The following is a 24854-nucleotide window of genomic DNA, read 5'->3' as shown; positions in this document are numbered from 1 at the left end:
GGCAGACCAGATCAAAAAAGGCGAAATGAACTTCGACGTTGTTATTGCTTCCCCGGATGCAATGCGCGTTGTTGGTCAACTGGGCCAGATCCTGGGTCCACGTGGCCTGATGCCAAACCCGAAAGTGGGTACCGTTACTCCGAACGTTGCTGAAGCAGTGAAAAACGCTAAAGCAGGTCAGGTTCGTTATCGTAACGACAAAAACGGCATCATCCATACCACTATCGGTAAGGTTGATTTCGAGTCAGACAAGCTGAAAGAAAACCTCGAGTCTCTGCTGGTTGCGCTGAAAAAAGCAAAACCATCCCAGGCTAAAGGCGTGTACATCAAGAAAGTTAGCCTCTCCACCACCATGGGTGCTGGTTTGGCTATCGATCAAAGCGGCCTGACTGCTGTAGCGAACTAATCGCCCTGCGATTATCGCTTTGACTTGGGGTTAAGATTTGTCTAGAATCTTATCCCCCAAGGTTTTGCTATTGGCAATAGCCATCAGCGAGACAAAGATTTTTCGGTTGGAGCCTGGCCTATCCAGGCCTCCGTCCAAGACCGCAGGTGTATCGAAAGGTACTTAATCCTTCCTGCGTAGACGGTGACAGAGCCTAAAGAATTTTTTTCTTTTTATAAAAGAATAGTCTTTGCTGGATTCTGCTCACCGTGTTTGAACGCTCTCACTGCGTGATTTATCACAAGGTGTTGAGTGATGTGAGTGCCGGGGATTTCCCCCGGCTAAATCCAGGAGCAAAAAGCTAATGGCATTAAATCTTCAAGACAAACAAGCGATTGTTGCTGAAGTCAACGAAGTAGCCAAAGGCGCGCTGTCTGCGGTTGTTGCGGATTCCCGTGGCGTTACCGTTGATAAAATGACTGAACTGCGTAAAGCAGGTCGTGAAGCTGGCGTTTACATGCGTGTTGTTCGTAACACCCTGATGCGTCGCGTAGTTGAAGGCACTCCATTCGAATGCCTGAAAGACACGTTTGTCGGTCCTACCTTGATTGCATTTTCTCATGAACACCCGGGCGCTGCTGCTCGTCTGTTCAAAGATTTCGCGAAAGCGAATGCAAAGTTCGAGATTAAAGCTGCGGCCTTTGAAGGTGAGCTGATCCCTGCGGCACAAATTGACCGCTTGGCAACTCTGCCTACTTACGATGAAGCAATCGCACGCCTGATGGCAACCATGAAAGAAGCCGCTGCTGGCAAATTGGTTCGCACTCTGGCTGCACTGCGCGATCAGAAAGAAGCGGCATAAGCCCTTTTTCTTATCCGTTGCTTACGTATTTAAACTATTTCTGAATTTTAGGAACTTTTGTTATGTCTATCACTAAAGACCAAATTATCGAAGGCGTTGCAGCTCTGTCTGTAATGGAAATCGTTGAACTGATCGCCGCTATGGAAGAGAAGTTCGGTGTTTCTGCTGCTGCTGTAGCTGCAGGTCCTGCTGCTGCTGCTGAAGCTGTTGAAGAAAAAACTGAATTCGACGTTGTACTGAAAGGTATCGGCGCGAACAAAGTTGCAGTAATCAAAGCAGTACGTGGCGCAACTGGCCTGGGTCTGAAAGAAGCTAAAGACCTGGTTGAGTCTGCACCAGCAGCACTGAAAGAAGGCATCAGCAAAGACGACGCTGAAGCACTGAAAAAAGCTCTGGAAGAAGCTGGCGCTGAAGTTGAAGTTAAATAAGCCACTGCTTTCTGAGTGCAGTCTGTTTTAACTAACAGACTGATGGCTGGTGACTTTTTGGTCACCAGCCTTTTTGCGCTGTAGGGCGTCAGTAGAGTTTCACACTGTTTGGCTACTGGCTAACCCCAATATTTCTTTCTATCGACGACTTAATATATTGCCTTCCCTGCTGCAGCAAAATCTGCCGCACACCGCAACGAAATGATTTAAGCGTGATAGAAACGAGTATTGCGGAGAGTGTTCCCGCTTTCCGGTCGACAAAATGGTGTTGCGTGAACCGTCCTTATATCCGGACGGACAAATAGGTTCGACTTTCCAGCGAGCTGAGGAACCCTATGGTTTACTCCTATACCGAGAAAAAACGTATTCGTAAGGATTTTGGTAAGCGTCCACAAGTTTTGGACATACCATATCTCCTTTCTATCCAGCTTGATTCGTTCCAGAAGTTTATCGAGCAAGATCCAGAAGGGCAGCACGGCCTAGAAGCCGCCTTCCGTTCTGTTTTCCCAATCCAGAGCTACAGTGGCAATTCGGAGCTGCAATACGTTAGCTACCGTCTTGGTGAGCCGGTCTTCGACGTCAAAGAGTGCCAGATCCGTGGTGTGACGTTCTCTGCACCGCTGCGCGTAAAACTGCGCCTGGTAATCTATGAGCGTGAAGCTCCGGAAGGTACGGTCAAAGACATCAAGGAACAAGAAGTCTATATGGGCGAAATTCCGCTCATGACCGAAAACGGCACCTTTGTGATCAACGGTACTGAGAGGGTTATCGTATCTCAGCTTCACCGTAGTCCTGGCGTATTCTTTGACAGCGATAAGGGTAAAACCCACTCTTCGGGTAAAGTGCTGTATAACGCACGTATCATCCCTTACCGCGGTTCATGGTTGGATTTCGAGTTTGACCCGAAAGACAACCTGTTTGTACGTATTGACCGTCGCCGTAAATTGCCTGCGACCATCATTCTGCGTGCATTGAGCTTCACCACTGAGCAGATCCTTGACCTGTTCTTTGCGAAAGTAGTTTACGAGATCCGTGATAACAAGCTGCAGATGGAGCTGGTTCCAGAACGTCTGCGTGGTGAGACTGCTTCGTTTGATATCGAAGCCAACGGCAAGATCTACATTGAGAAAGGCCGTCGTATCACCGCTCGTCATATCCGTCAGCTCGAAAAAGACGAAATTCAGAGTATTGAAGTACCGGTTGAGTACATCGCGGGCAAAGTGGTCGCGAAGGACTATATCGATACCAATACCGGTGAGCTGATCTGCGCAGCCAACATGGAGCTGTCGCTGGATCTGCTGGCCAAACTGAGCCAGTCAGGCCACAAGCGTATCGAAACGCTGTTCACCAACGATCTGGACCACGGTGCGTACATCTCTGAGACTGTACGTGTCGATCCAACTAGCGATCGTTTGAGCGCGCTGGTAGAAATCTACCGCATGATGCGCCCTGGTGAGCCGCCAACTCGCGAAGCTGCTGAAAACCTGTTTGAGAACCTGTTCTTCTCTGAAGACCGCTACGATCTGTCTGCGGTTGGCCGTATGAAGTTCAACCGTTCTCTGCTGCGTGACGAGATCGAAGGTTCGGGTATCCTGAGCAAAGACGACATCATTGAAGTGATGAAGAAGCTCATCGGTATCCGTAACGGTAAAGGCGAAGTGGACGATATCGACCACTTGGGCAACCGTCGTATCCGTTCCGTCGGCGAAATGGCTGAGAACCAGTTCCGTGTAGGTCTGGTGCGTGTTGAGCGTGCGGTTAAAGAACGTCTGTCCCTGGGCGATCTGGATACCCTGATGCCACAGGACATGATCAACGCCAAGCCGATTTCGGCGGCGGTGAAAGAGTTCTTCGGCTCCAGCCAGCTGTCTCAGTTTATGGACCAGAACAACCCGTTGTCCGAGATTACGCACAAACGTCGTATCTCTGCATTGGGCCCAGGCGGTCTGACCCGTGAACGTGCCGGCTTTGAAGTTCGAGACGTACACCCGACTCACTACGGTCGCGTGTGCCCAATCGAAACGCCGGAAGGTCCAAACATCGGTCTGATCAACTCCTTGTCCGTGTACGCACAGACAAACGAGTATGGCTTCCTGGAAACCCCGTACCGCCGCGTGCGTGACGGTTTGGTTACCGATGAAATCAACTATCTGTCTGCTATTGAAGAAGGCAACTTCGTAATCGCTCAGGCGAACTCCAACCTGAGTGAAGACGGCCGCTTCGAAGAAGACCTGGTCACCTGTCGTAGCAAAGGCGAGTCAAGCCTGTTCAGCCGCGACCAGGTTGACTATATGGACGTATCGACCCAGCAGATTGTTTCCGTTGGTGCTTCACTGATTCCATTCCTGGAACACGATGACGCCAACCGTGCATTGATGGGTGCGAACATGCAACGTCAGGCGGTTCCAACCTTGCGCGCTGATAAGCCGCTGGTAGGTACCGGTATGGAACGTGCTGTAGCTGTTGACTCCGGTGTTACTGCCGTAGCTCGACGTGGCGGTGTGATCCAGTACGTGGATGCTTCCCGTATCGTTATTAAAGTTAACGAAGACGAGATGCTCGCGGGCGAAGCAGGTATCGATATTTATAACCTGACCAAGTACACCCGTTCTAACCAGAACACCTGTATCAACCAGATGCCGTGTGTGAATCTGGGTGAGCCAATCGAGCGCGGCGACGTGCTGGCAGATGGCCCGTCCACTGACCTGGGTGAACTGGCGTTGGGCCAGAACATGCGCGTGGCGTTCATGCCGTGGAACGGCTACAACTTCGAAGACTCCATCTTGGTGTCCGAGCGTGTAGTTCAGGAAGATCGCTTCACTACCATCCACATCCAGGAACTGGCATGTGTGTCTCGTGACACCAAGTTGGGGCCTGAAGAGATCACTGCCGACATCCCTAACGTGGGTGAAGCAGCGCTCTCCAAACTGGATGAGTCCGGTATCGTGTATATCGGTGCTGAAGTGACCGGTGGCGACATTCTGGTTGGCAAGGTAACACCAAAAGGTGAAACCCAGCTGACGCCAGAGGAGAAGCTGCTGCGTGCGATCTTCGGTGAGAAGGCATCTGATGTTAAAGATTCCTCTCTGCGTGTACCAAACGGCGTTTCCGGTACGATTATTGACGTGCAGGTCTTCACCCGCGATGGCGTGGAAAAAGACAAGCGTGCGTTGGAAATCGAAGAGATGCAGCTGAAGCAGGCGAAAAAAGACCTGACTGAAGAACTGCAAATCCTGGAAGCCGGTCTGTTTGCACGTATCCATGCGGTGCTGGTTGCCGGCGGTGTTGAAGCTGAAAAGCTGAGCAAGCTGCCACGCGATCGCTGGCTGGAACTGGGCCTGACCGACGAAGAGAAGCAAAACCAGCTGGAACAGTTGGCAGAGCAGTACGACGAGCTGAAATCCGACTTCGAGAAGAAGATGGACGCCAAGCGTCGTAAGATCACCCAGGGCGATGATCTGGCACCAGGCGTGCTGAAAATCGTTAAGGTTTATCTGGCTGTTAAGCGTCAGATCCAACCGGGTGACAAGATGGCAGGCCGCCACGGTAACAAGGGTGTTATCTCCAAGATCAACCCGATCGAAGATATGCCTTACGATGAAAACGGCACGCCGGTTGACATCGTACTGAACCCGTTGGGCGTACCATCACGTATGAACATCGGTCAGATCCTGGAAACCCACTTGGGTATGGCTGCGAAAGGCATTGGTGAGAAGATCAACCAAATGCTGAAGCAGCATCAGGAAGTGGCCAAGCTGCGTGAGTTCATTCAGAAGGCCTACGATCTGGGCGACGATGTCTGCCAGAAAGTTGACCTGAACACCTTCACCGACGACGAAGTACTGCGTCTGGCAGAGAACCTGAAAAAAGGTATGCCAATCGCAACGCCGGTGTTTGATGGTGCGAAAGAGAGTGAAATCAAGCAACTGCTGGAAATGGGCGGGGTCCCAACCTCGGGTCAGATTACGCTGTTCGATGGCCGTACCGGTGAGCAATTTGAGCGCCAGGTTACCGTAGGCTATATGTACATGCTGAAACTGAACCACTTGGTTGACGATAAAATGCACGCCCGTTCAACCGGTTCTTACAGCTTGGTTACTCAGCAGCCGCTGGGTGGTAAGGCGCAGTTCGGTGGTCAACGCTTCGGTGAGATGGAAGTGTGGGCACTGGAAGCATACGGCGCAGCTTATACCCTGCAGGAAATGCTCACCGTTAAGTCGGATGACGTTAACGGCCGTACCAAGATGTACAAAAACATCGTGGATGGCGATCACCGCATGGAACCAGGCATGCCGGAGTCCTTCAACGTACTGTTGAAAGAAATCCGCTCGCTCGGTATTAACATCGAACTGGAAGGCGATTAATCGTTTTTCCAGCTCAGGCTCCCGACCTTAGGGAGCCTGAGGGTGGTTGTTCAGGTCACACGGGTGCGCGATTTGTCAGCGTGCACCCAACAGGTTTAACTCCGACAGGAGCCAATCCGTGAAAGACTTATTAAAGTTTCTGAAAGCGCAAACTAAGACCGAAGAGTTTGATGCGATCAAGATTGCTCTGGCATCGCCAGACATGATCCGTTCGTGGTCGTTCGGCGAAGTTAAGAAGCCGGAAACCATTAACTACCGTACGTTCAAACCAGAACGTGACGGCCTTTTCTGCGCCCGTATCTTTGGGCCGGTAAAAGACTATGAGTGCCTGTGCGGTAAGTACAAGCGCTTAAAACACCGCGGCGTAATCTGTGAGAAGTGCGGCGTTGAAGTGACCCAGACCAAAGTACGCCGTGAGCGTATGGGCCACATCGAGCTGGCATCACCGACTGCGCACATCTGGTTCCTGAAATCGCTGCCATCCCGCATCGGTTTGTTGCTGGATATGCCGCTGCGTGACATCGAACGTGTACTGTACTTCGAATCCTATGTGGTTATCGAAGGCGGTATGACTAACCTCGAGCGTCGTCAGATCCTGACTGAAGAGCAGTATCTGGATGCGCTGGAAGAGTTCGGTGACGAATTCGACGCCAAGATGGGTGCGGAAGCTATTCAGGCCCTGTTGAAAAACATGGATCTGGAGCAAGAGTGTGAAACTCTGCGTGAAGAGCTGAACGAAACCAACTCCGAAACCAAGCGTAAGAAGCTGACCAAGCGTATCAAGCTGCTGGAAGCGTTCGTACAGTCTGGCAACAAGCCAGAGTGGATGATCCTGACCGTGCTGCCGGTACTGCCGCCGGATCTGCGTCCGCTGGTTCCGTTGGATGGCGGTCGTTTCGCGACTTCAGATCTGAACGATCTGTATCGCCGCGTAATCAACCGTAACAACCGTCTGAAACGCCTGCTGGATCTGGCTGCGCCTGACATCATCGTGCGCAACGAAAAGCGTATGCTGCAAGAAGCGGTAGATGCCTTGCTGGATAACGGCCGTCGCGGTCGTGCGATCACCGGTTCCAACAAGCGTCCTCTGAAATCTTTGGCCGACATGATCAAAGGTAAGCAGGGTCGTTTCCGTCAGAACTTGTTGGGTAAACGTGTTGACTACTCGGGTCGTTCTGTAATCACCGTAGGTCCATACCTGCGTCTGCATCAGTGCGGTCTGCCTAAGAAAATGGCACTGGAGCTGTTCAAACCGTTCATCTACGGCAAGCTGGAGCTGCGTGGCCTGGCCACCACCATCAAAGCCGCCAAGAAAATGGTTGAGCGCGAAGAAGCTGTCGTTTGGGACATCCTGGACGAAGTTATCCGCGAACACCCGGTACTGCTGAACCGTGCACCAACCCTGCACCGTTTGGGTATCCAGGCGTTTGAACCGGTTCTGATCGAAGGTAAAGCTATCCAGCTGCACCCGCTGGTTTGTGCGGCATACAACGCCGACTTCGATGGTGACCAAATGGCAGTACACGTTCCGCTGACGCTTGAAGCTCAGCTGGAAGCGCGTGCGCTGATGATGTCTACCAACAACATCCTGTCACCTGCGAACGGCGAGCCAATCATCGTTCCTTCTCAGGACGTTGTATTGGGTCTGTACTACATGACCCGTGACTGTGTTAACGCCAAAGGCGAAGGCATGGTGTTGAGTGGCCCGAAAGAAGCGGAACGTATTTACCGCGCCGGTCTGGCTTCTCTGCATGCGCGTGTCAAAGTGCGTATCACCGAAGAGATCAAAAACACCGAAGGCGAGTCTGTACACCAGACTTCGATCATCGACACTACCGTAGGTCGTGCCATCCTGTGGATGATCGTACCGCGCGGTCTGCCGTACTCGATCGTTAACCAGCCTTTGGGCAAGAAAGCTATCTCCAAGATGCTGAACACCTGTTACCGCATCCTGGGCCTGAAGCCGACCGTTATCTTTGCTGACCAGATCATGTACACCGGTTTTGCTTACGCTGCCCGTTCAGGCGCGTCAGTAGGTATCGATGACATGGTAATCCCTGCCAAGAAAGCAGAGATCATCGAAGAAGCAGAAACCGAAGTTGCTGAAATCCAGGAGCAGTTCCAGTCTGGTTTGGTGACCGCCGGCGAACGCTACAACAAAGTGATCGATATCTGGGCCGCAGCGAACGAACGTGTTGCCAAGGCGATGATGGAAAACTTGTCTGTTGAAGACGTCGTCAACCGTGACGGTGTTGTTGAACAGCAGGTTTCCTTCAACAGTATCTTTATGATGGCCGACTCCGGTGCGCGTGGTTCTGCAGCACAGATTCGTCAGCTGGCCGGTATGCGTGGCCTGATGGCTAAGCCGGATGGTTCCATCATTGAAACGCCAATCACAGCGAACTTCCGTGAAGGTCTGAACGTACTCCAGTACTTCATCTCCACGCACGGTGCTCGTAAAGGTCTGGCGGATACCGCACTGAAAACGGCTAACTCCGGTTATCTGACCCGTCGTCTGGTTGACGTGGCACAGGATCTGGTGGTTACCGAAGACGACTGTGGTACTCACAACGGCATCCTGATGACTCCGGTTATCGAAGGTGGTGACGTTAAAGAGCCACTGCGCGAACGTGTTCTGGGTCGTGTGACAGCAGAAGATATCATCAAGCCGGGTACGGCTGATATCCTGGTGCCACGTAACACCCTGCTGCACGAGAAGACTTGTGACCTGTTGGAAGAGAACTCTGTCGACAGCGTTAAAGTCCGTTCCGTGGTTAGCTGTGAAACCGATTTTGGTGTGTGTGCAAACTGCTATGGTCGCGACCTGGCACGTGGCCACATCATCAACAAAGGCGAAGCTATCGGCGTTATCGCGGCACAGTCAATCGGTGAGCCGGGTACACAGCTGACGATGCGTACGTTCCACATCGGTGGTGCGGCATCTCGTGCGGCTGCTGAATCCAGCATCCAGGTGAAAAACAAGGGTACTCTGAAGCTGAGCAATGTGAAGTTCGTAATGAACGCCGCAGGCAAGCTGGTGATTACCTCTCGTAACACCGAACTGAAGCTGATCGACGAATTCGGCCGTACTAAAGAGCGCTATAAAGTGCCTTACGGTTCCGTCATGGGCAAAGGCGACGGCATCGAAGTTAACGGCGGCGAAACCGTTGCTAACTGGGATCCGCACACCATGCCAGTTATCACCGAAGTGAGTGGTTTCATCCGCTTCGCTGATATGGTTGACGGCCAGACCATTACCCGCCAGACCGACGAACTGACCGGTTTGTCTTCTCTGGTAGTATTGGACAGCGCAGAGCGTACCGGTAGCGGTAAAGACCTGCGTCCGGCACTGAAAATCGTTGATGCCAAAGGCGACGACGTATTGATCCCAGGTACTGATATGCCTGCTCAATACTTCCTGCCAGGTAAAGCGATTGTACAGCTGGAAGACGGCATTCAGATCGGTGCGGGTGATACCCTGGCGCGTATTCCTCAGGAATCCGGCGGTACCAAGGATATTACCGGTGGTCTGCCACGCGTTGCGGATCTGTTCGAAGCACGTCGTCCGAAAGAGCCGGCAATCCTGGCTGAAATCAGCGGGATTATCTCGTTCGGTAAAGAGACCAAAGGCAAACGTCGCCTGGTAATCTCTCCACTGGACGGCAGCGATGCTTACGAAGAGATGATTCCAAAATGGCGTCAGCTCAACGTGTTCGAAGGCGAAGTTGTGGAGCGTGGTGACGTTGTTTCTGACGGCCCAGAATCTCCGCACGACATTCTGCGTCTGCGTGGTGTGCATGCGGTTACTCGCTACATCACCAACGAAGTGCAGGAAGTTTACCGTCTGCAAGGCGTTAAGATTAACGATAAACACATTGAAGTTATCGTTCGTCAGATGCTGCGTAAAGGGACCATCGTTAGCGCTGGTAGCACCGAGTTCCTGGAAGGCGAGCAGGCTGAAGTGTCACGCGTTAAGATTGCCAACCGTCAGCTTGCTGCTGAAGGCAAAATCGAGGCAACCTTCTCACGCGATCTGCTGGGTATCACCAAGGCTTCCTTGGCGACCGAGTCCTTCATCTCCGCAGCATCGTTCCAGGAAACGACGCGCGTTCTGACCGAAGCGGCTGTTGCCGGTAAGCGTGATGAACTGCGTGGCCTGAAAGAGAACGTCATCGTGGGCCGTCTGATCCCAGCCGGTACCGGTTACGCTTATCATCAGGACCGCATGCGTCGTAAAGCTCAGGGTGAAACGCCAGTTGTTCCGCAGGTGAGCGCGGAAGAAGCAACGGCTAACCTGGCTGAACTGCTGAATGCAGGCAACCTGGGTGGCGGCAACAACGATTAATCGTTGAATGCGCCTTGGGGTTCGGCATTACCGGACTCCGACCAGATAAACCGCTCCTTCGGGGGCGGTTTTTTTTTGCCTTTATGACACCGTTAAACAGTCCAGGGGCAACAAAGCAGATTAGCCGGATATCAACAGCGGGAGGACCCGGAGTCACGCGGGAGGGTAATCCGACGTGATCCGGGAGAGGGTAAGGCGGAGCTGTCGAGGAGGTGACGGCTCCGGCTGGCACCGGGTTTGGCAACCAGCATCGCCACTATAGCGGGGCTGATTTGCCCCGCCAGCCACGTCGCTAGCTTCTGCGCAGCGCTCCCCTGGTTTTTTCAACGGTGCTGCAAGGCTTGCAGATTACTGCGGGCTGCGCCCCAGGTATCCGTCCCAGTCTTTCCACACCGGCTGTAAACCGGCGTCGCTGATGGCTTGCGCCACCTGCTGTGGGGTACGGCCATCGTGCGGTTCGAACTGTTCCAGTTCAGGGGCGACATCGTCGGCATAACCGCCAGGCTGGGTTTTGGATCCGGCACTGACGCTGTTGATCGCCACCGGGATCATATGATCGCGGAAGAACGGTGATTCACGCGTCGACAAAGACAGCTCTACATCGGGGGCGAACAGCCGGAAAGCACAGATTAACTGCACCAGTTGCGGCTCGCTCATGATCGACGCCGGTTCGATACCGCCGGCACAGGGACGCAGGCGCGGGAACGAGATGGAATAGCGGCTTTGCCAGTAGGTCTGCTGCAGGTAGAACAGGTGTTCGGCCAACATATAGCAGTCGGTACGCCAACTGTTGGAAAGCCCAATCAGTGCACCAAGACCGATCTTGTCGATCCCGGCGCGACCCAGGCGATCCGGTGTGGCCAGTCGCCAATGAAAATCCTGTTTCTGACCGCGCAGATGATGCTGCAGGTAAGTGGCGGGGTGATAGGTTTCCTGATACACCAACACGCCATCCAATCCCAGCGCTTTCAGTTCGGCGTACTCTTTCTGCTCCAGGGGTTGCACCTCCATCATCAGCGAGCTGAAATGGCGGCGGATCGCTGGAATATGCTGTCGGAAATAGTCCATGCCGACCTTGGTCTGGTGTTCGCCGGTGACCAACAGCAAGTGCTCAAAACCCAGTGCCTTAATTGCCAGACACTCGCGTTCGATCTCGGCGGCATCCAGGGTTTTACGCTTGATGCGATTACTCATCGAAAAACCGCAGTAGGTACAGTCGTTGGCGCACAGGTTGGACAGGTACAGCGGCACGTAGAAGCTGACCACGTTGCCAAAGCGTTGGCGCGTCAACTGCTGCGCACGCTGTGCCAATGGCTCAAGGTAGGACGCGGCGGCGGGGGAGATCAGCGCCATAAAATCTTCACGCGTCAGTTTTTCCGTATTCAGCGCGTGCTCGACATCACGTGCCGTCTTGCTGTTAATACGCAGCGAGATATCGTCCCAATCCAACTGCTGCCAGCGGCTACTGAAATCATCGGCCATCACAACATCTCCTCGCTCTGGCTGAGAAAAGCGGTCAGCGGGCTGGAGGCTATGGCATTGCGCTGGCTACTGCCCAATCCGGCCTGGCGTGCCAGCTCACCGGCTTCCAGTGCCAGACGAAATGCCCGCGCCATCTGCACCGGATCGCGCGCCACGGCGATAGCGGTATTCACCAGCACCGCATCGGCACCCAGTTCCATAGCCTCTAAGGCATGACTTGGCGCGCCAATACCGGCGTCGATCACCACCGGCACCCTGGCCTGTTCGATAATGATCTCGAGGAAATCGCGGGTGCGCAGCCCACGGTTGGAACCAATAGGCGCACCCAGCGGCATAACCGCGGCGCAGCCCGCTTCCTCCAACCGTTTACACAACACCGGATCGGCACCGCAGTAAGGCAGCACCACAAACCCTTCTTTTACCAGCGTTTCCGCCGCCTTCAGGGTTTCGATCGGGTCCGGCAGCAGGTATTTCACATCGGGATGGATTTCCAGCTTCACCCAGTGGGTACCAAGCGCTTCACGCGCCAGTCGGGCGGCAAACACCGCTTCTGCGGCGGTCTTCGCACCGGAGGTATTCGGTAGCAGGCGTACGCCCAGCTGTTGCAGCGGCGCCAGAATGGCGTCATTACCGCCACGCAGATCAACACGTTTCATGGCCATGGTGACTAACTGCGAGCCCGAGGCCTGCAGGGCATCCAGCATCAGCGTCGGCGTGGCAAATTTGCCGGTGCCGGTAAACAGGCGTGAGGTAAAAGTGGTATCGGCGATTTGCAGCATGTCAGCCTCCGGCGATCGCTTGAAACAACAGGATGTCATCACCGTCTTGCACCAGGTGGTTAGCCCAGTCGGCGCGCGGGATGATGGTTTGGTTGATAGCCAGCGCGGTGCCCGGCTGGTGGCGCTGCAATTGCTCGAGCAGGGCGGTGACGCTCAGCGGTTGCGCCAGCTCCAGCGGTAGGTCATTAAGCCGGATCTTCATGCTGAGCCTCCGCACGTCGCGCAGCAGCTGGCCTGACTGAGTTGCAAAGTGCTCCAGCTTTGTTGTCTGCCGTCGAACAACCGCAGTTTGCCGCTGAGGGAAGAAGGCAGGCCCGCCAGCATTTTTATCGCCTCCAGCGCTTGCAGCGTGCCAATGACGCCGACCACTGGGCCAAGGACGCCAGCGGTACGGCAATTGCGCTGGGGTTCCGTTTGTTCCGGATACAGACAGGCGTAGCAGCCGTGGGCATAGGGAGGTTCTATCACCAGCAACTGACCACTGAAACCTACCGCACTGCCGCTGATCAGCGGTTTACCGGCCTTGATACAGGCGGCGTTTACCGCATGACGGGTTTCCATGTTATCGCTACAGTCTAAAATCAGATCGGCGCGTTCAACGGCCTGCTGCAACACTTCCCCCTGCAAACGCTGCTCCAGTGCGATGGACTCCACCATTGGGTTTAGCGCCTGTAATTGACGCTGTGCCAGGGCGGCTTTGCTTTGGGTTACGTCGGAACTGCGGTACAGGATTTGACGCTGCAGATTAGTGAGGTGCAGTGTATCGTCATCGGCCAGCAACAAGGTGCCGACGCCGGCGGCGGCCAGATAGAGCGAGGCGGGGGAGCCTAATCCCCCCAACCCGACGATCAGCGCCGTCGACTGTTTTAGCTTCTCCTGGCCTTCGGAGCCAATGTCCTCCAGCAATAACTGGCGGCTGTAGCGCAGGAACTCTTGATCGTTCAACATGGCATTACTCCTTGCCTTCGATCAGTTGTAGCAGTTGTGCGGTCGCTGCACGCCAGTCCTCAGCCTGGGTAATGGCGCTGACCACGGCTACGCTGCCGACGCCACATTCCAGCACGGCCGCCACGCGATCGATGCTGATCCCGCCGATCGCCACCGTCGGATAGTCACTCAATCCGGCAATATGACGTTTCAGCTCCACCAGACCCTGAGGGGCGGAAGGCATGTCTTTGGTTTGCGTCGGGAAGATATGCCCCAGTGCGATATAGGAAGGTTTCACCGCAATGGCGCGAGCCAGCTCGCTATCATCATGGGTAGAAACCCCCAAACGCAGCCCCGCGCGGTGAATCGCCGCCAGATCGGTGGTAGCCAAATCCTCCTGGCCGAGATGCACGCCATAGGCACCGTGTTTAATCGCCAGTTGCCAGTAGTCATTGATAAACAATCGGGCATCGTACTGTTTGCCGAGGGCAATGGCCGCGGCAATGTCATCTTCGACCTGCTCATCCGGCAGATCCTTGATGCGCAGCTGAATTGTGGTGACGCCTGCTTCCAGCAAGCGGGCAATCCATTCAACGCTGTCGACCACCGGGTATAGCCCCAACTTGTGCGGAGTCGCGGGGAAAGGCGTGGTGATATCAGTCATTGCTCAGCTCCTCTTGCAGGTTGCCGGCGCTGTGGTACAGCTCACTACCGCGTGAGCGGAACTCGGCAGACATCTTTTCCATGCCGGTTAGCTGCACTTCTATCGGTTTGGCCGCTTCCTGCGCGGCGGCATAGTCGCGAACTTCCTGCGAAATTTTCATCGAGCAGAATTTTGGCCCGCACATGGAGCAGAAGTGGGCAATTTTGCCGGACTCCTGTGGCAGGGTTTCGTCGTGATAAGCACGTGCGGTGGCCGGATCGAGCGCCAGGTTGAATTGGTCTTCCCAGCGGAATTCGAAGCGCGCCTTGGACATGGCGTTATCGCGGATCTGCGCGCCGGGGTGCCCTTTAGCCAGATCGGCAGCGTGGGCGGCAATCTTGTAGGTGATCAGTCCCTGTTTGACATCCTCTTTATTCGGCAGGCCGAGGTGCTCCTTCGGCGTGACGTAACACAGCATGGCGCAGCCGAACCAGCCGATCATCGCGGCTCCGATGCCGGAGGTAAAGTGATCATAACCCGGGGCGATATCGGTGGTCAGCGGGCCGAGGGTATAGAACGGCGCTTCGTGGCAGTGCTCCAGCTCCTCGGTCATATTGCGGCGGATCATCTGCATCGGTACGTGGCCGGGGCCTTCGATCATCACCTGAACATCATATTCCCAGGCAATTTTGGTCAGTTCACCCAGGGTGTGCAGTTCGGCGAACTGTGCCTCGTCATTGGCGTCCTGAATCGAGCCAGGACGCAGGCCATCGCCGAGGGACAGAGAGACATCATAGGCGGCGCAAATCTCACAGATTTCGCGGAAGTGCTGGTAAAGGAAGTTTTCCTGATGATGCGACAGGCACCACTTGGCCATGATCGAACCGCCGCGGGAGACGATGCCGGTCAGGCGTTTGGCGGTCATCGGCACGTAACGCAGCAGTACACCAGCGTGAATGGTGAAGTAGTCAACACCTTGTTCTGCCTGCTCCAGCAGCGTATCGCGGAACATTTCCCAGGTGAGGTTTTCCGCTACGCCGTTCACCTTTTCCAGAGCCTGATAGATCGGTACCGTACCAATCGGTACCGGACTGTTACGCAGGATCCATTCGCGGGTTTCGTGAATATAGCGGCCGGTAGAAAGATCCATCACCGTATCCGCGCCCCAGCGGGTGGACCACACCAGTTTCTCGACTTCTTCCTCGATCGAAGAGGTCACCGCCGAGTTGCCGATGTTGGCGTTAACCTTCACCAGGAAGTTGCGGCCGATGATCATCGGCTCCGATTCCGGGTGGTTGATATTGGCAGGGATGATGGCGCGACCGGCGGCCACTTCCTGGCGGACAAATTCCGGCGTGATGTTCTCCGGCAGGTTGGCGCCCCAACTTTGTCCCGGATGCTGGTGGCGTAACACCTCACCGCGGATGCGTTCGCGACCCATGTTTTCGCGGATGGCGATAAACTCCATCTCCGGGGTAATGATACCGACGCGGGCGTAGTGCAACTGGGTGACGCATTTGCCCGGTTGCGCCTTGCGTGGTAACGGCAGATGTTCAAAGCGCAGGTGATCCAGGCCTTCATCGGCCAGGCGCTGCTGGGTAAAACCGGAACTGACGCCCTTGAGGGCTTCGGTATCACCGCGTTCGGTGATCCAACCCGCGCGTAACTTCGCCAGACCGGTGTGCACGTTGAGTTCGGATTGAGGATCGCCGTAAGGACCGGCAGTGTCATACACCGGGATGGCTTCGTTCTGCTCGTACTGCGGGTTGTCCTTCTCACCGCCGATCAGCGTCGGGCTGAGCTGAATTTCACGCATGGGCACCTGCAGATCGCTACGTGAGCCTTGCAGATAGATACGGCGTGAATTGGGGAAGGAGACCCCTTGCAGGGTGTCGATAAACTGCTGGGCTTCTTCGCGTTGCTCTTTACGGGCACGGGGTTTTTTAACGTTAGACATAGCAAGTTCCTACCAGTGTGTTGGGTTGGGAAAGTTGCTTGTCTGGAGCTCGGAGGGAGTAATAATGCTGGCCGGGAAGGCGGGATTATCCCAAATCGGGTCACCTGCCTATGGCGATAGATTACTCTTGTTCCCTTCGCGGGTATTAACCCGATCAGGTTCCGCGGATCCCGAATTAACGGTCTCAGCCTGGCCAATTTGATGAACAAATCAGGCGCTAGGCACTCCGACAAGATGCCCTCCAGTATAGGAGGGATAATAAAATAGACTACAACATTTTAGCTGGCTGGATCCAGTGTCTTGTCCGGCTCAGCCTGTTGCCAGGTTTCAGCCGCCAGTTGGATCAACCTGTCTTCGAGGGTAAAACGTGCTGCCAGCGTTTCACCGATGTCGGACAAAGACTGATGCAATTCCAGGCACAGGTCCTGATCGATATCCACTTCGGTATAGCGATCGTGGAAAGCCATGATCTGCTCGGTATTGGCCCACAGCTTGGGATAGATGTTGACCGCCAGAGACATTTTCGGACTGGATGCGCCTTCCACTTGTTTGATAATTCTGTCATAGATATGAAAATGGCCGGCGGAGAGATAATCCACCAGATTATGGCAAAAGTTCTCCAGCGCTTTTTCATTCAGCGGCGTATGCTTTTCTTTGTTCGGTTTGATGCCCACCAGGGCGCAATAGGCGACCAGCAATTGCTTGCGTGCCTGAAGCCATTGATCTACTAATTCATTACTACCACCAACGCGCTGAGTCAGGCTTTCCAAACGGTTGAGCATGTTTGACTCCGTAAGTAATAAAACGTAACAGTAAGTTATTAAAATGTAACAAGGCCGATTTGTAGAGTGCCAGTGAAGCTGAGGTTGTGCAACAACGATATGGAACTTGCATTAACGGGTAATGAAAATGGCTGGTGGATCGTCAGCCATGAAAGCAAACTTTGGTTACCGAACGGTGAATTACCGTGCGGTTCAGCGGCGTCATTCTCCCTGCAGGGGCGGATGGCTCGCGCTATTGGCGAATGGGAAGGGCTGCCGGTCTGGCTGGTGCGCCACGCGATGCCGCAGGAAATGGGCTCGGTGCGCCAACTGCTTGAACTCGATCGCGGGCTGTTCCAGCTCGCCGGGCGTGGCGTACAACTGGCCGATTTTTACCGTTCCCACCGCTACTGCGGCTATTGTGGCCATGAAATGCACCTCAGCCGCACCGAAAGTGCCTGCCTGTGCGGCAACTGCCGGGAGCGTTATTACCCGCAGATCGCACCCTGCGTGATTGTCGCCATTCGGCGTGACGATGAGATCCTGCTGGCGCAGCATGTGCGTCACCGCGGCGGTATTCATACCGTACTGGCCGGTTTTGTCGAAGTCGGCGAAACGCTGGAGCAGGCAGCTGCGCGTGAGGTTATGGAAGAAAGTAATATTGAAATCAAAAACCTGCGTTATGTCACCTCGCAACCCTGGCCATTCCCGCATTCGCTGATGATGGCCTTTATGGCCGATTATCACCGGGGTGAAATCCGCCACGATCCCAAAGAGCTGCTTAACGCCGGTTGGTACCGCTACGATCGGTTGCCACTGCTACCGCCACCCGGCACCGTAGCGCGTCGCCTGATAGAGGACACCGTAGCCTTATGCCGTGAACAATAAATCGCTACAATACCGGCAGATGAATAAGGGAGCCCCATAATGAATGAGTTGAAGAACGATCGTTACCTGCGCGCACTGTTGCGTCAGCCGGTGGATGTGACCCCTGTATGGATGATGCGTCAGGCCGGTCGTTATTTGCCGGAGTACAAGGCTACGCGCGCCGAGGCCGGTGATTTCATGTCGCTGTGCAAGAACGCGGAGCTGGCTTGTGAGGTCACGCTGCAGCCGCTGCGTCGTTTCCCACTGGATGCTGCGATCCTGTTCTCCGATATCCTCACCATTCCCGATGCTATGGGGCTGGGCCTGTATTTCGAAACCGGTGAAGGCCCGCGTTTCTCCTCACCGATCACCAGCCGTGCCGATGTCGACAAGCTGCCGGCGTTCGACCCGGAAGTGGAACTGGGTTATGTGATGAATGCGGTGCGCACCATCCGTCGTGAGCTGAAGGGCGAAGTGCCGCTGATTGGTTTTTCTGGCAGCCCGTGGACACTGGCGACCTATATGGTGGAAGGCGGCAGCAGCAAGGCCTTCACCAAGCTGAAAAAAATGATGTACGCCGAGCCGGCGACGTTGCACCTGCTGCTGGATAAGCTGGCGGACAGCGTTATCTTGTATCTTAACGCCCAAATTAAAGCCGGTGCACAATCGGTGATGGTGTTCGATACCTGGGGCGGCGTGCTGACCGGTCGTGACTACCGCGAGTTCTCACTGCACTACATGCATAAGATTGTCGACGGCCTGCTACGTGAAAACGACGGCCGCCGCGTGCCGGTGACGCTGTTTACCAAAGGTGGCGGTCAGTGGCTGGAGGCGATGGCGGCGACCGGTTGTGACGCGTTAGGCCTCGACTGGACAACCGATATCGGTGATGCACGCCGTCGCGTAGGGGACAAAGTCGCGTTGCAGGGCAATATGGATCCTTCCATGCTGTATGCGTCACCTGAGCGTATCGGCCAGGAAGTGGAAACCATTCTGGCTGGTTTCGGCCACGGCGAAGGGCACGTGTTCAACCTGGGGCATGGTATTCACCTGGACGTGCCGCCGGAGAACGCAGGCGCCTTTGTTGAGGCGGTTCACGCGCAGTCGGGGAAATACCATCGCTAAGGATTGGACGTGATAGATACTAAGGCCCTGCGTACGGAGCAACTGCTTCGCGCCTCTGAAGTCATTCGCCAGGATGATTTTTTGGTCGATCCACCGGCCTTTATCGCCGGTGCCGACGTGGGCTTTGAGCAGGAAGGGGCGGTAACCCGCGCCGCCATCGCCATCCTGCGCTATCCGTCGCTGGAGCTGGTGGAATACCAGGTGGCTCGTGTTAGCACCACCATGCCCTATATCCCTGGTTTTTTATCATTCCGTGAATACCCTGCGTTGCTTGCTGCCTGGGAGCAACTGCATCAGAAACCGGACCTGGTTCTGGTCGATGGTCATGGCATCTCGCATCCGCGCCGCCTGGGCGTTGCCAGCCATTTTGGCCTGCTGGTTGACGTACCGACCATCGGCGTAGCCAAAAAGCGCCTGTGCGGTAAATTCGGCCCATTGGACGCAGATGCGGGCGCATTGGCTGCGCTGGAGGACAAAGGCGAGCAGTTGGGTTGGGTATGGCGCAGCAAGGCGCGCTGCAATCCGTTGTTCATCTCCACCGGCCATCGTGTTGGCGCCGACAGTGCGCTCGCCTGGGTACAACGTTGCATGGCGGGTTACCGTTTGCCAGAACCTACACGTTGGGCCGATGCCATCGCCTCGCGCCGCCCGGCCTTCCAGCGCTGGTTACAGCAGCATCCGGAGGTGTCGCAATGACCGATTTCGGGTACACTGCGGCGCAGATAACGCGTAAGAGAGTGAATAATGCTACGTAACCCGATTCATTTACGTCTGGAAAAACTTGAGAGCTGGCAACATTTGACCTTTATGGCCAGTTTGTGCGAGCGTATGTATCCGAATTACCAGATGTTCTGCCTGCAAACCGAGTTCGGAGATCCGGCAATTTATCGCCGCATTCTGGATTTGGTGTGGGAAACGCTGGTGATCAAGGACGCCAAGGTCAACTTTGACAATCAGTTGGAGAAGTTGGAAGAGGCGATCCCCTCGGCAGAAGATTACGATCTTTACGGCGTTTACCCGGCGATTGACGCCTGTATCGCATTAGGGGAACTGATCCATTCGCGACTCAGCGGGGAGACGCTAGAGCACGCCATCGCCATCAGCGAAACGTCAATTCGCACCGTGGCGATGTTGGAAATGACTCAGGCCGGTAAGGAAATGACCGACGATGAGCTCAAGGTTTTGCCTGCGGTAGAGGAAGAATGGGACATCCAATGGGAAATTTTCCGCCTGTTGGCTGACTGCGAAGAGCGTGATTTAGAACTGATCAAAGGGTTACGTTCTGACCTCCGCGAGGCCGCAGTTAGTAATATCGGGATAAATTTAACGCAATAAGGCAAGAAAACGTGATTTAACGCCTGATTTGTCATGCCTTAAGGCTTCACATCCGCACCCTGTCTGGTCTACATTTGGGGGGCGTAAAAAAAGTGGCTATCGGTGCGTGTATGCAGGGAGTGCTGTACATCGGCATATCCGTCGCACTCGATGCTTTGCAAACGATAAACACACTGTAAGGATAACTTATGAACAAGACTCAACTGATTGATGTAATCGCGGACAAGGCTGACCTTTCCAAAGCACAAGCTAAACTGGCTCTGGAATCCACCCTGGCTGCTATTACTGAGTCTCTGAAAGAAGGTGATGCAGTACAATTGGTTGGTTTCGGGACTTTCAAGGTCAACCACCGCAACGAGCGCACTGGTCGCAACCCGCAGACTGGTAAAGAAATCAAAATCGCAGCTGCTAATGTGCCTGCGTTCGTTTCTGGTAAAGCACTGAAAGACGCAGTTAAGTAATACTGCGTGTTGGTGAAAAGATTAAACAGAGGGGCTATAGCGCCCCTTTTGTTTATCCGTCAGGCGCTTATGGTCATCGGCATTGCCGGCGGCCTGAGCGCCTGCAGCAGTCATTCTGATCCCCCTGCCTTTACGGCCAGCGGCTATGTAGCCGACCAGGGCGTTATGCGTCTGTGGCGTAAAGATGACGATCGGCATCATCCACTGGTGTTGATGAGCGTCTACAGTCCCTACCGTGGTCCGGGTACCGTCACCACGTTGTACGAATATGAAAACGGCAAGCTGCGTCAGATTAAACGCACTGACGCCGATGGCGATCAAGACTCTATTCAATTGCGCTTTGCCGATGACGGCGGAGTGAGTTTTATGCAGCGCCAATTGGCTACGCGGCGTGAACAACTGACCGCCGACGAAATCGCGCTGTATCAATACCAGGCCCGACGAGTGCTGGAATTAAGCAATGCGCTGCGCGCCGGCAAGGTGAAGCTGCTGCAGGGGCGTTGGCAGCAAGGAGTAGTACAAACCTGCGATGGCCAAACGCTGAAGCCGGAACTGGACAGCAGTGCCGAAGCCTGGATTGCGCGACGCGCCCGCAATAGCAGCCAGCCGGTGAATATAGCCTGGTTGGATGCACCGGAAGGGCGTGAACTGCTGCTGGTGGCGAACGATGATTTTTGCCGCTGGGAACCGAAAGAAGACCAGCTATAAAAAAGGCTCCGCATTGCGGAGCCTGGCTAGCATTTCAGTGTTCAGATCATTTGCCGCGTGCAATCGCACGATAGCCAATATCCTTGCGGCAGAAACTCCCCGGCCACTGAATACCTTCCGCTAATTGATAGGCGCGTTGTTGCGCTTGTGCCACCGTTTCACCCAATGCGGTTACGCACAACACGCGCCCACCGCTGGTGACCACGTCATCGCCCTGCATGCGGGTACCGGCGTGGAACACCTTACCGTCGGCACTTTCCTGCTGTGGCAGACCCTGAATGACTTCACCGTTGTTGTAATCACCCGGATAACCGCCGGCTGCCAGTACCACGCCCAGCGCAGGACGCTCATCCCACTCGGAGGTTTTCTCTCCCAGCTTGCCTTCCGCACCGGCCAGGCACAGTTCGATCAGATCAGAACGCAGACGCAGCATGATGGGTTGGGTTTCCGGATCGCCAAAGCGACAGTTGAACTCAATCACCTTTGGTTGGCCGTCGGCGGAGATCATCAGCCCGGCGTACAGGAAACCGACGTAGGTGTTGCCTTCCGCTGCCATGCCACGCACGGTTGGCCAGATAACCTGGTCCATGGCGCGCTGGTGGATTTCATCGGTAACGACCGGTGCCGGGGAGTAAGCCCCCATGCCGCCGGTGTTTGGCCCGGTATCACCATCGCCGACGCGTTTGTGATCCTGGCTGGTGGCCATCGGCACCACGTTCTCGCCGTCGACCATCACGATAAAGCTGGCTTCCTCACCTTCAAGGAACTCTTCCACCACGATGCGGTGACCTGCATCGCCAAAGGCGTTACCGGCCAACATGTCCTGCACTGCGTCTTCCGCTTCCTGCAACGTCATGGCTACGATCACGCCCTTGCCGGCGGCCAGGCCGTCGGCCTTGATAACGATGGGGGCACCTTTACTGCGCAGATAGGCCAGCGCCGGCTCAACCTCGGTAAAGTTTTGGTACTCGGCACTTGGGATGTTATGGCGCGCCAGGAAGTCTTTGGTGAAGGCTTTGGAGCCTTCCAATTGGGCTGCCGCCTGGGATGGGCCAAAGATTTTCAGGCCCGCGGCCTGGAAGGCATCAACCACGCCAATCACCAACGGCGCTTCCGGCCCGACGATGGTGAGATCGATATCATGGCTCTGGGCAAAGGCAAGCAGCGCTGGAATATCGGTAGCAGAGATCGCCACATTCTCCAGATTGCTTTCCAGTTCGGTGCCGGCGTTACCCGGTGCAACGTAGACTTTATCTGCCAACGGCGACTGGGCCGCTTTCCAGGCCAGCGCATGTTCGCGCCCGCCGTTGCCGATAATTAAAATGTTCATTAGGTGCTCCACGCAGAGCGTGCGCCGGAGCGCACGCGGCAAAAGGGATTAATGGCGGAAGTGGCGCATGTCGGTGAAGATCATCGCGATGCCGTGCTCGTTGGCGGCGGCAATCACTTCATCATCGCGGATCGAACCGCCAGGCTGGATCACACAGCTGATACCTACCGCCGCGGCGGCATCGATGCCATCACGGAACGGGAAGAAGGCGTCAGACGCCATGGCGGAGCCTTTGACTTCCAGGCCTTCGTCCGCGGCTTTGATCCCGGCGATCTTGGCGGAGTAAACTCGGCTCATCTGGCCGGCGCCTATGCCGATAGTCATGTTGTCACGCGCATAGACGATGGCGTTGGACTTCACGAACTTGGCAACCTTCCAGCAGAACAGCGCATCACGCAGTTCCTGTGCGGTCGGCTGGCGTTCGGATACCACGCGCAGGTCGCCTTCGCTCACCATGCCCAGATCGCGATCCTGTACCAGCAGGCCGCCGTTGACACGTTTGAAGTCGAGAGCGGCAATACGTTGCTGCCATTGGCCACAGGCCAATACGCGCACGTTCTGCTTGGCCGCCAGCAGGGAGCGAGCCTCCTGGCTGATGCTCGGCGCGATAATCACTTCCACAAACTGGCGGCTGATGATCGCCTGTGCGGTGGCGGCGTCCAGTTCGCGGTTGAAGGCGATAATACCGCCGAAAGCAGAGGTAGGGTCGGTTTGATAGGCTCGCTCATAGGCCGCGAGAACATCATCACCGATCGCCACACCGCACGGGTTGGCGTGCTTGACGATCACACAGGCCGGCTCGGCGAACTCTTTCACACATTCCAGTGCGGCATCGGTATCGGCGATGTTGTTGTAAGACAGCGCTTTGCCTTGCAATTGTTCCGCGGTGGCGACAGAGGCTTCCTGAACGTTCTCTTCTATATAGAAGGCAGCTTGCTGGTGGCTGTTCTCACCGTAGCGCATATCTTGCTTCTTTATATAGTTGAGGTTCAGGGTGCGAGGGAAACGGCCGGCAGGTTGCTCAGTATCACCGTGGTAGGCCGGAACCAGCGCGCCGAAGTAGTTGGCGATCATGCTGTCGTAAGCGGCGGTGTGTTCGAAGGCTTTGATGGCCAGATCGAATCGGGTGGTGTATCGCAGCGAACCGTCGTTGTTATCCATCTCGGTAATGATAGCGGCGTAGTCGCTGCTCTTCACCACGATGGCAACGTCTTTATGGTTCTTGGCGGCGGAGCGCACCATGGTAGGGCCGCCGATGTCGATGTTCTCGACCGCGTCTTCCAGTGAGCAGTTCGGACGCGCCACGGTCTGGGCGAACGGATAAAGGTTTACTACCACCATGTCGATTGGCTTGATGTCATGTTGGTCCATGATGGCATCGTCCTGGCCACGACGGCCCAGAATACCGCCATGTACTTTGGGGTGCAGGGTCTTTACTCGTCCGTCCATCATTTCCGGGAAGCCGGTATAGTCGGAAACTTCGGTAACAGGCAGGCCGGCATCTGCCAGCAGGCGGGCAGTGCCACCGGTGGAGAGCAGTTCAACGCCACGCTGGGATAGCGCTTCGGCGAATTCAACGATACCGGCTTTGTCAGAGACGCTGAGCAGGGCCCGGCGGATTGGACGAGGTTGTTGCATGGTTTTATCCCTTGGCTTTGGAGTCGCAATAAAAGAGCGTTACGTGAATTTCCACCTTCTACTCTCTATAAGGAAAGGTTTTTCTCTCTATAAAGGGGTGATCAGGCACAGATTCAGGTAACGCCCCCATAAAAAGGGGAGCGTTTCGTCGCGGGGAATTGTAGCGAAAACGTTTGCGTGGCGCTCGTAAATTTTCCGTGCAAATGACTTCTGTGGATAAGTTTGTGCACAACAAGGTATAAAGCGGGGTTTTGCTGTGGAATGCAGCAAACGATCGTTTTTGTCGAAAATACCTATTGCGGCCTGCTGAGAACTCCCTATAATGCGCCTCCATCGACACGGAACATGTGAACAACTTCACAGAGTCTCCGGGGTTCGAAGAGAAAAAATCCTGAAATTTAGGGGTTGACTCTGAAAGAGGAAAGCGTAATATACACCACCTCGAGATAGCAAGCTA

19 protein-coding genes, 1 pseudogene and 1 riboswitch are annotated in these 24854 nt (G+C 55.1%); of the genes and pseudogenes, 11 read left to right on the top strand and 9 right to left on the bottom strand.

All coding sequences use genetic code 11. The features are described from left to right. The 5 genes and pseudogenes from rplA to rpoC form a co-directional block, all read left to right on the top strand. Window positions 1-406: pseudogene (rplA, locus tag BEI65_RS27180) on the top strand (50S ribosomal protein L1); the annotation flags it as partial. A gap of 343 nt (window positions 407-749) precedes the next feature. Next, the gene (gene rplJ, locus BEI65_RS16090) at window positions 750-1247 is read left to right on the top strand and encodes a 50S ribosomal protein L10 (RefSeq protein WP_006323136.1); all 498 of its coding nucleotides are present in this window, start codon (window positions 750-752) and stop codon (window positions 1245-1247) included. A gap of 62 nt (window positions 1248-1309) precedes the next feature. After that, window positions 1310-1675, top strand: a complete 366-nt coding sequence (gene rplL, locus BEI65_RS16085; protein WP_012004743.1) for a 50S ribosomal protein L7/L12 — start codon at window positions 1310-1312, stop codon at window positions 1673-1675. A 335-nt stretch (window positions 1676-2010) separates the two neighbouring features. Beyond that, entirely contained in the window at window positions 2011-6039 is a 4029-nt protein-coding gene (gene rpoB, locus BEI65_RS16080) for a DNA-directed RNA polymerase subunit beta (protein WP_099064213.1), read from the top strand. A gap of 118 nt (window positions 6040-6157) precedes the next feature. Beyond that, window positions 6158-10384 carry a DNA-directed RNA polymerase subunit beta' gene (gene rpoC, locus BEI65_RS16075; RefSeq protein WP_099064212.1) on the top strand — a complete coding sequence of 1409 codons (4227 nt, stop codon included), beginning with the start codon at window positions 6158-6160 and terminating at the stop codon, window positions 10382-10384. Window positions 10385-10732: 348 nt separating this feature from the next. On the opposite strand, the gene thiH is transcribed toward rpoC, so the two are convergent. The 7 genes from thiH to rsd form a co-directional block, all read right to left on the bottom strand. Further along, window positions 10733-11866, bottom strand: a complete 1134-nt coding sequence (gene thiH, locus BEI65_RS16070) for a 2-iminoacetate synthase ThiH (RefSeq protein WP_099064211.1) — start codon at window positions 11864-11866, stop codon at window positions 10733-10735. Next, window positions 11866-12645 carry a thiazole synthase gene (locus BEI65_RS16065; RefSeq protein WP_099064210.1) on the bottom strand — a complete coding sequence of 260 codons (780 nt, stop codon included), beginning with the start codon at window positions 12643-12645 and terminating at the stop codon, window positions 11866-11868. Before BEI65_RS16065 ends, thiH begins: the two co-directional genes overlap by 1 nt. Window position 12646: 1 nt before the next feature. Next, complete coding sequence (gene thiS, locus BEI65_RS16060) at window positions 12647-12847, bottom strand: sulfur carrier protein ThiS (RefSeq protein ID WP_099064209.1); 201 nt, start codon at window positions 12845-12847, stop codon at window positions 12647-12649. Then, entirely contained in the window at window positions 12844-13593 is a 750-nt protein-coding gene (locus BEI65_RS16055) for a HesA/MoeB/ThiF family protein (RefSeq protein ID WP_099064208.1), read from the bottom strand. The genes thiS and BEI65_RS16055 overlap by 4 nt, the downstream gene beginning before the upstream one ends. 4 nt (window positions 13594-13597) lie before the next feature. Further along, window positions 13598-14236, bottom strand: coding sequence for a thiamine phosphate synthase (gene thiE / locus BEI65_RS16050; RefSeq protein WP_099064207.1), 639 nt, complete (start codon window positions 14234-14236; stop codon window positions 13598-13600). Next, window positions 14229-16172 carry a phosphomethylpyrimidine synthase ThiC gene (gene thiC, locus BEI65_RS16045; RefSeq protein ID WP_099064206.1) on the bottom strand — a complete coding sequence of 648 codons (1944 nt, stop codon included), beginning with the start codon at window positions 16170-16172 and terminating at the stop codon, window positions 14229-14231. The genes thiE and thiC overlap by 8 nt, the downstream gene beginning before the upstream one ends. A gap of 114 nt (window positions 16173-16286) precedes the next feature. Continuing rightward, window positions 16287-16411, bottom strand: a riboswitch (TPP riboswitch). 39 nt (window positions 16412-16450) lie between these two features. Beyond that, window positions 16451-16954, bottom strand: coding sequence for a sigma D regulator (gene rsd, locus BEI65_RS16040; protein ID WP_099064205.1), 504 nt, complete (start codon window positions 16952-16954; stop codon window positions 16451-16453). Window positions 16955-17053: 99 nt separating this feature from the next. Here rsd and nudC point away from each other — a divergent pair, with 99 nt between their 5' ends. The 6 genes from nudC to BEI65_RS16010 all read left to right on the top strand — a co-directional run bounded on the left by nudC (window position 17054) and on the right by BEI65_RS16010 (window position 21429). Then, complete coding sequence (gene nudC, locus BEI65_RS16035; protein ID WP_099064204.1) at window positions 17054-17821, top strand: NAD(+) diphosphatase; 768 nt, start codon at window positions 17054-17056, stop codon at window positions 17819-17821. A 39-nt stretch (window positions 17822-17860) separates the two neighbouring features. Then, window positions 17861-18925 (top strand): uroporphyrinogen decarboxylase, encoded by a 1065-nt coding sequence (hemE, locus tag BEI65_RS16030; RefSeq protein ID WP_099064203.1) that lies wholly within the window; start codon window positions 17861-17863, stop codon window positions 18923-18925. Window positions 18926-18934: 9 nt separating this feature from the next. Beyond that, the gene (nfi, locus tag BEI65_RS16025; protein ID WP_099064202.1) at window positions 18935-19621 is read left to right on the top strand and encodes a deoxyribonuclease V; all 687 of its coding nucleotides are present in this window, start codon (window positions 18935-18937) and stop codon (window positions 19619-19621) included. Between the two features lie 48 nt (window positions 19622-19669). After that, window positions 19670-20260, top strand: coding sequence for a YjaG family protein (locus BEI65_RS16020; protein ID WP_099064201.1), 591 nt, complete (start codon window positions 19670-19672; stop codon window positions 20258-20260). Between the two features lie 188 nt (window positions 20261-20448). Beyond that, window positions 20449-20721 carry a nucleoid-associated protein HU-alpha gene (gene hupA, locus BEI65_RS16015; protein WP_012004757.1) on the top strand — a complete coding sequence of 91 codons (273 nt, stop codon included), beginning with the start codon at window positions 20449-20451 and terminating at the stop codon, window positions 20719-20721. Between the two features lie 69 nt (window positions 20722-20790). Then, complete coding sequence (locus BEI65_RS16010) at window positions 20791-21429, top strand: DUF1481 domain-containing protein (RefSeq protein WP_221344852.1); 639 nt, start codon at window positions 20791-20793, stop codon at window positions 21427-21429. 46 nt (window positions 21430-21475) lie between these two features. Here the strand turns inward: BEI65_RS16010 and purD are convergent, their stop codons facing one another. Continuing rightward, window positions 21476-22759, bottom strand: a complete 1284-nt coding sequence (purD, locus tag BEI65_RS16005; RefSeq protein ID WP_099064199.1) for a phosphoribosylamine--glycine ligase — start codon at window positions 22757-22759, stop codon at window positions 21476-21478. Between the two features lie 48 nt (window positions 22760-22807). After that, on the bottom strand, window positions 22808-24397 hold the full coding sequence (purH, locus tag BEI65_RS16000; RefSeq protein WP_099064198.1) for a bifunctional phosphoribosylaminoimidazolecarboxamide formyltransferase/IMP cyclohydrolase: 1590 nt from the start codon (window positions 24395-24397) through the stop codon (window positions 22808-22810). Window positions 24398-24854: the final 457 nt, after the last annotated feature.

The sequence above is a fragment of the Serratia sp. BW106 genome (assembly GCF_002607755.1).
GTDB classification, from domain to species: domain Bacteria; phylum Pseudomonadota; class Gammaproteobacteria; order Enterobacterales; family Enterobacteriaceae; genus Serratia; species Serratia proteamaculans.
The sequence above is the reverse complement of the archived record's forward strand: the minus strand, read 5'-3'. Positions and strand labels throughout refer to the sequence as shown.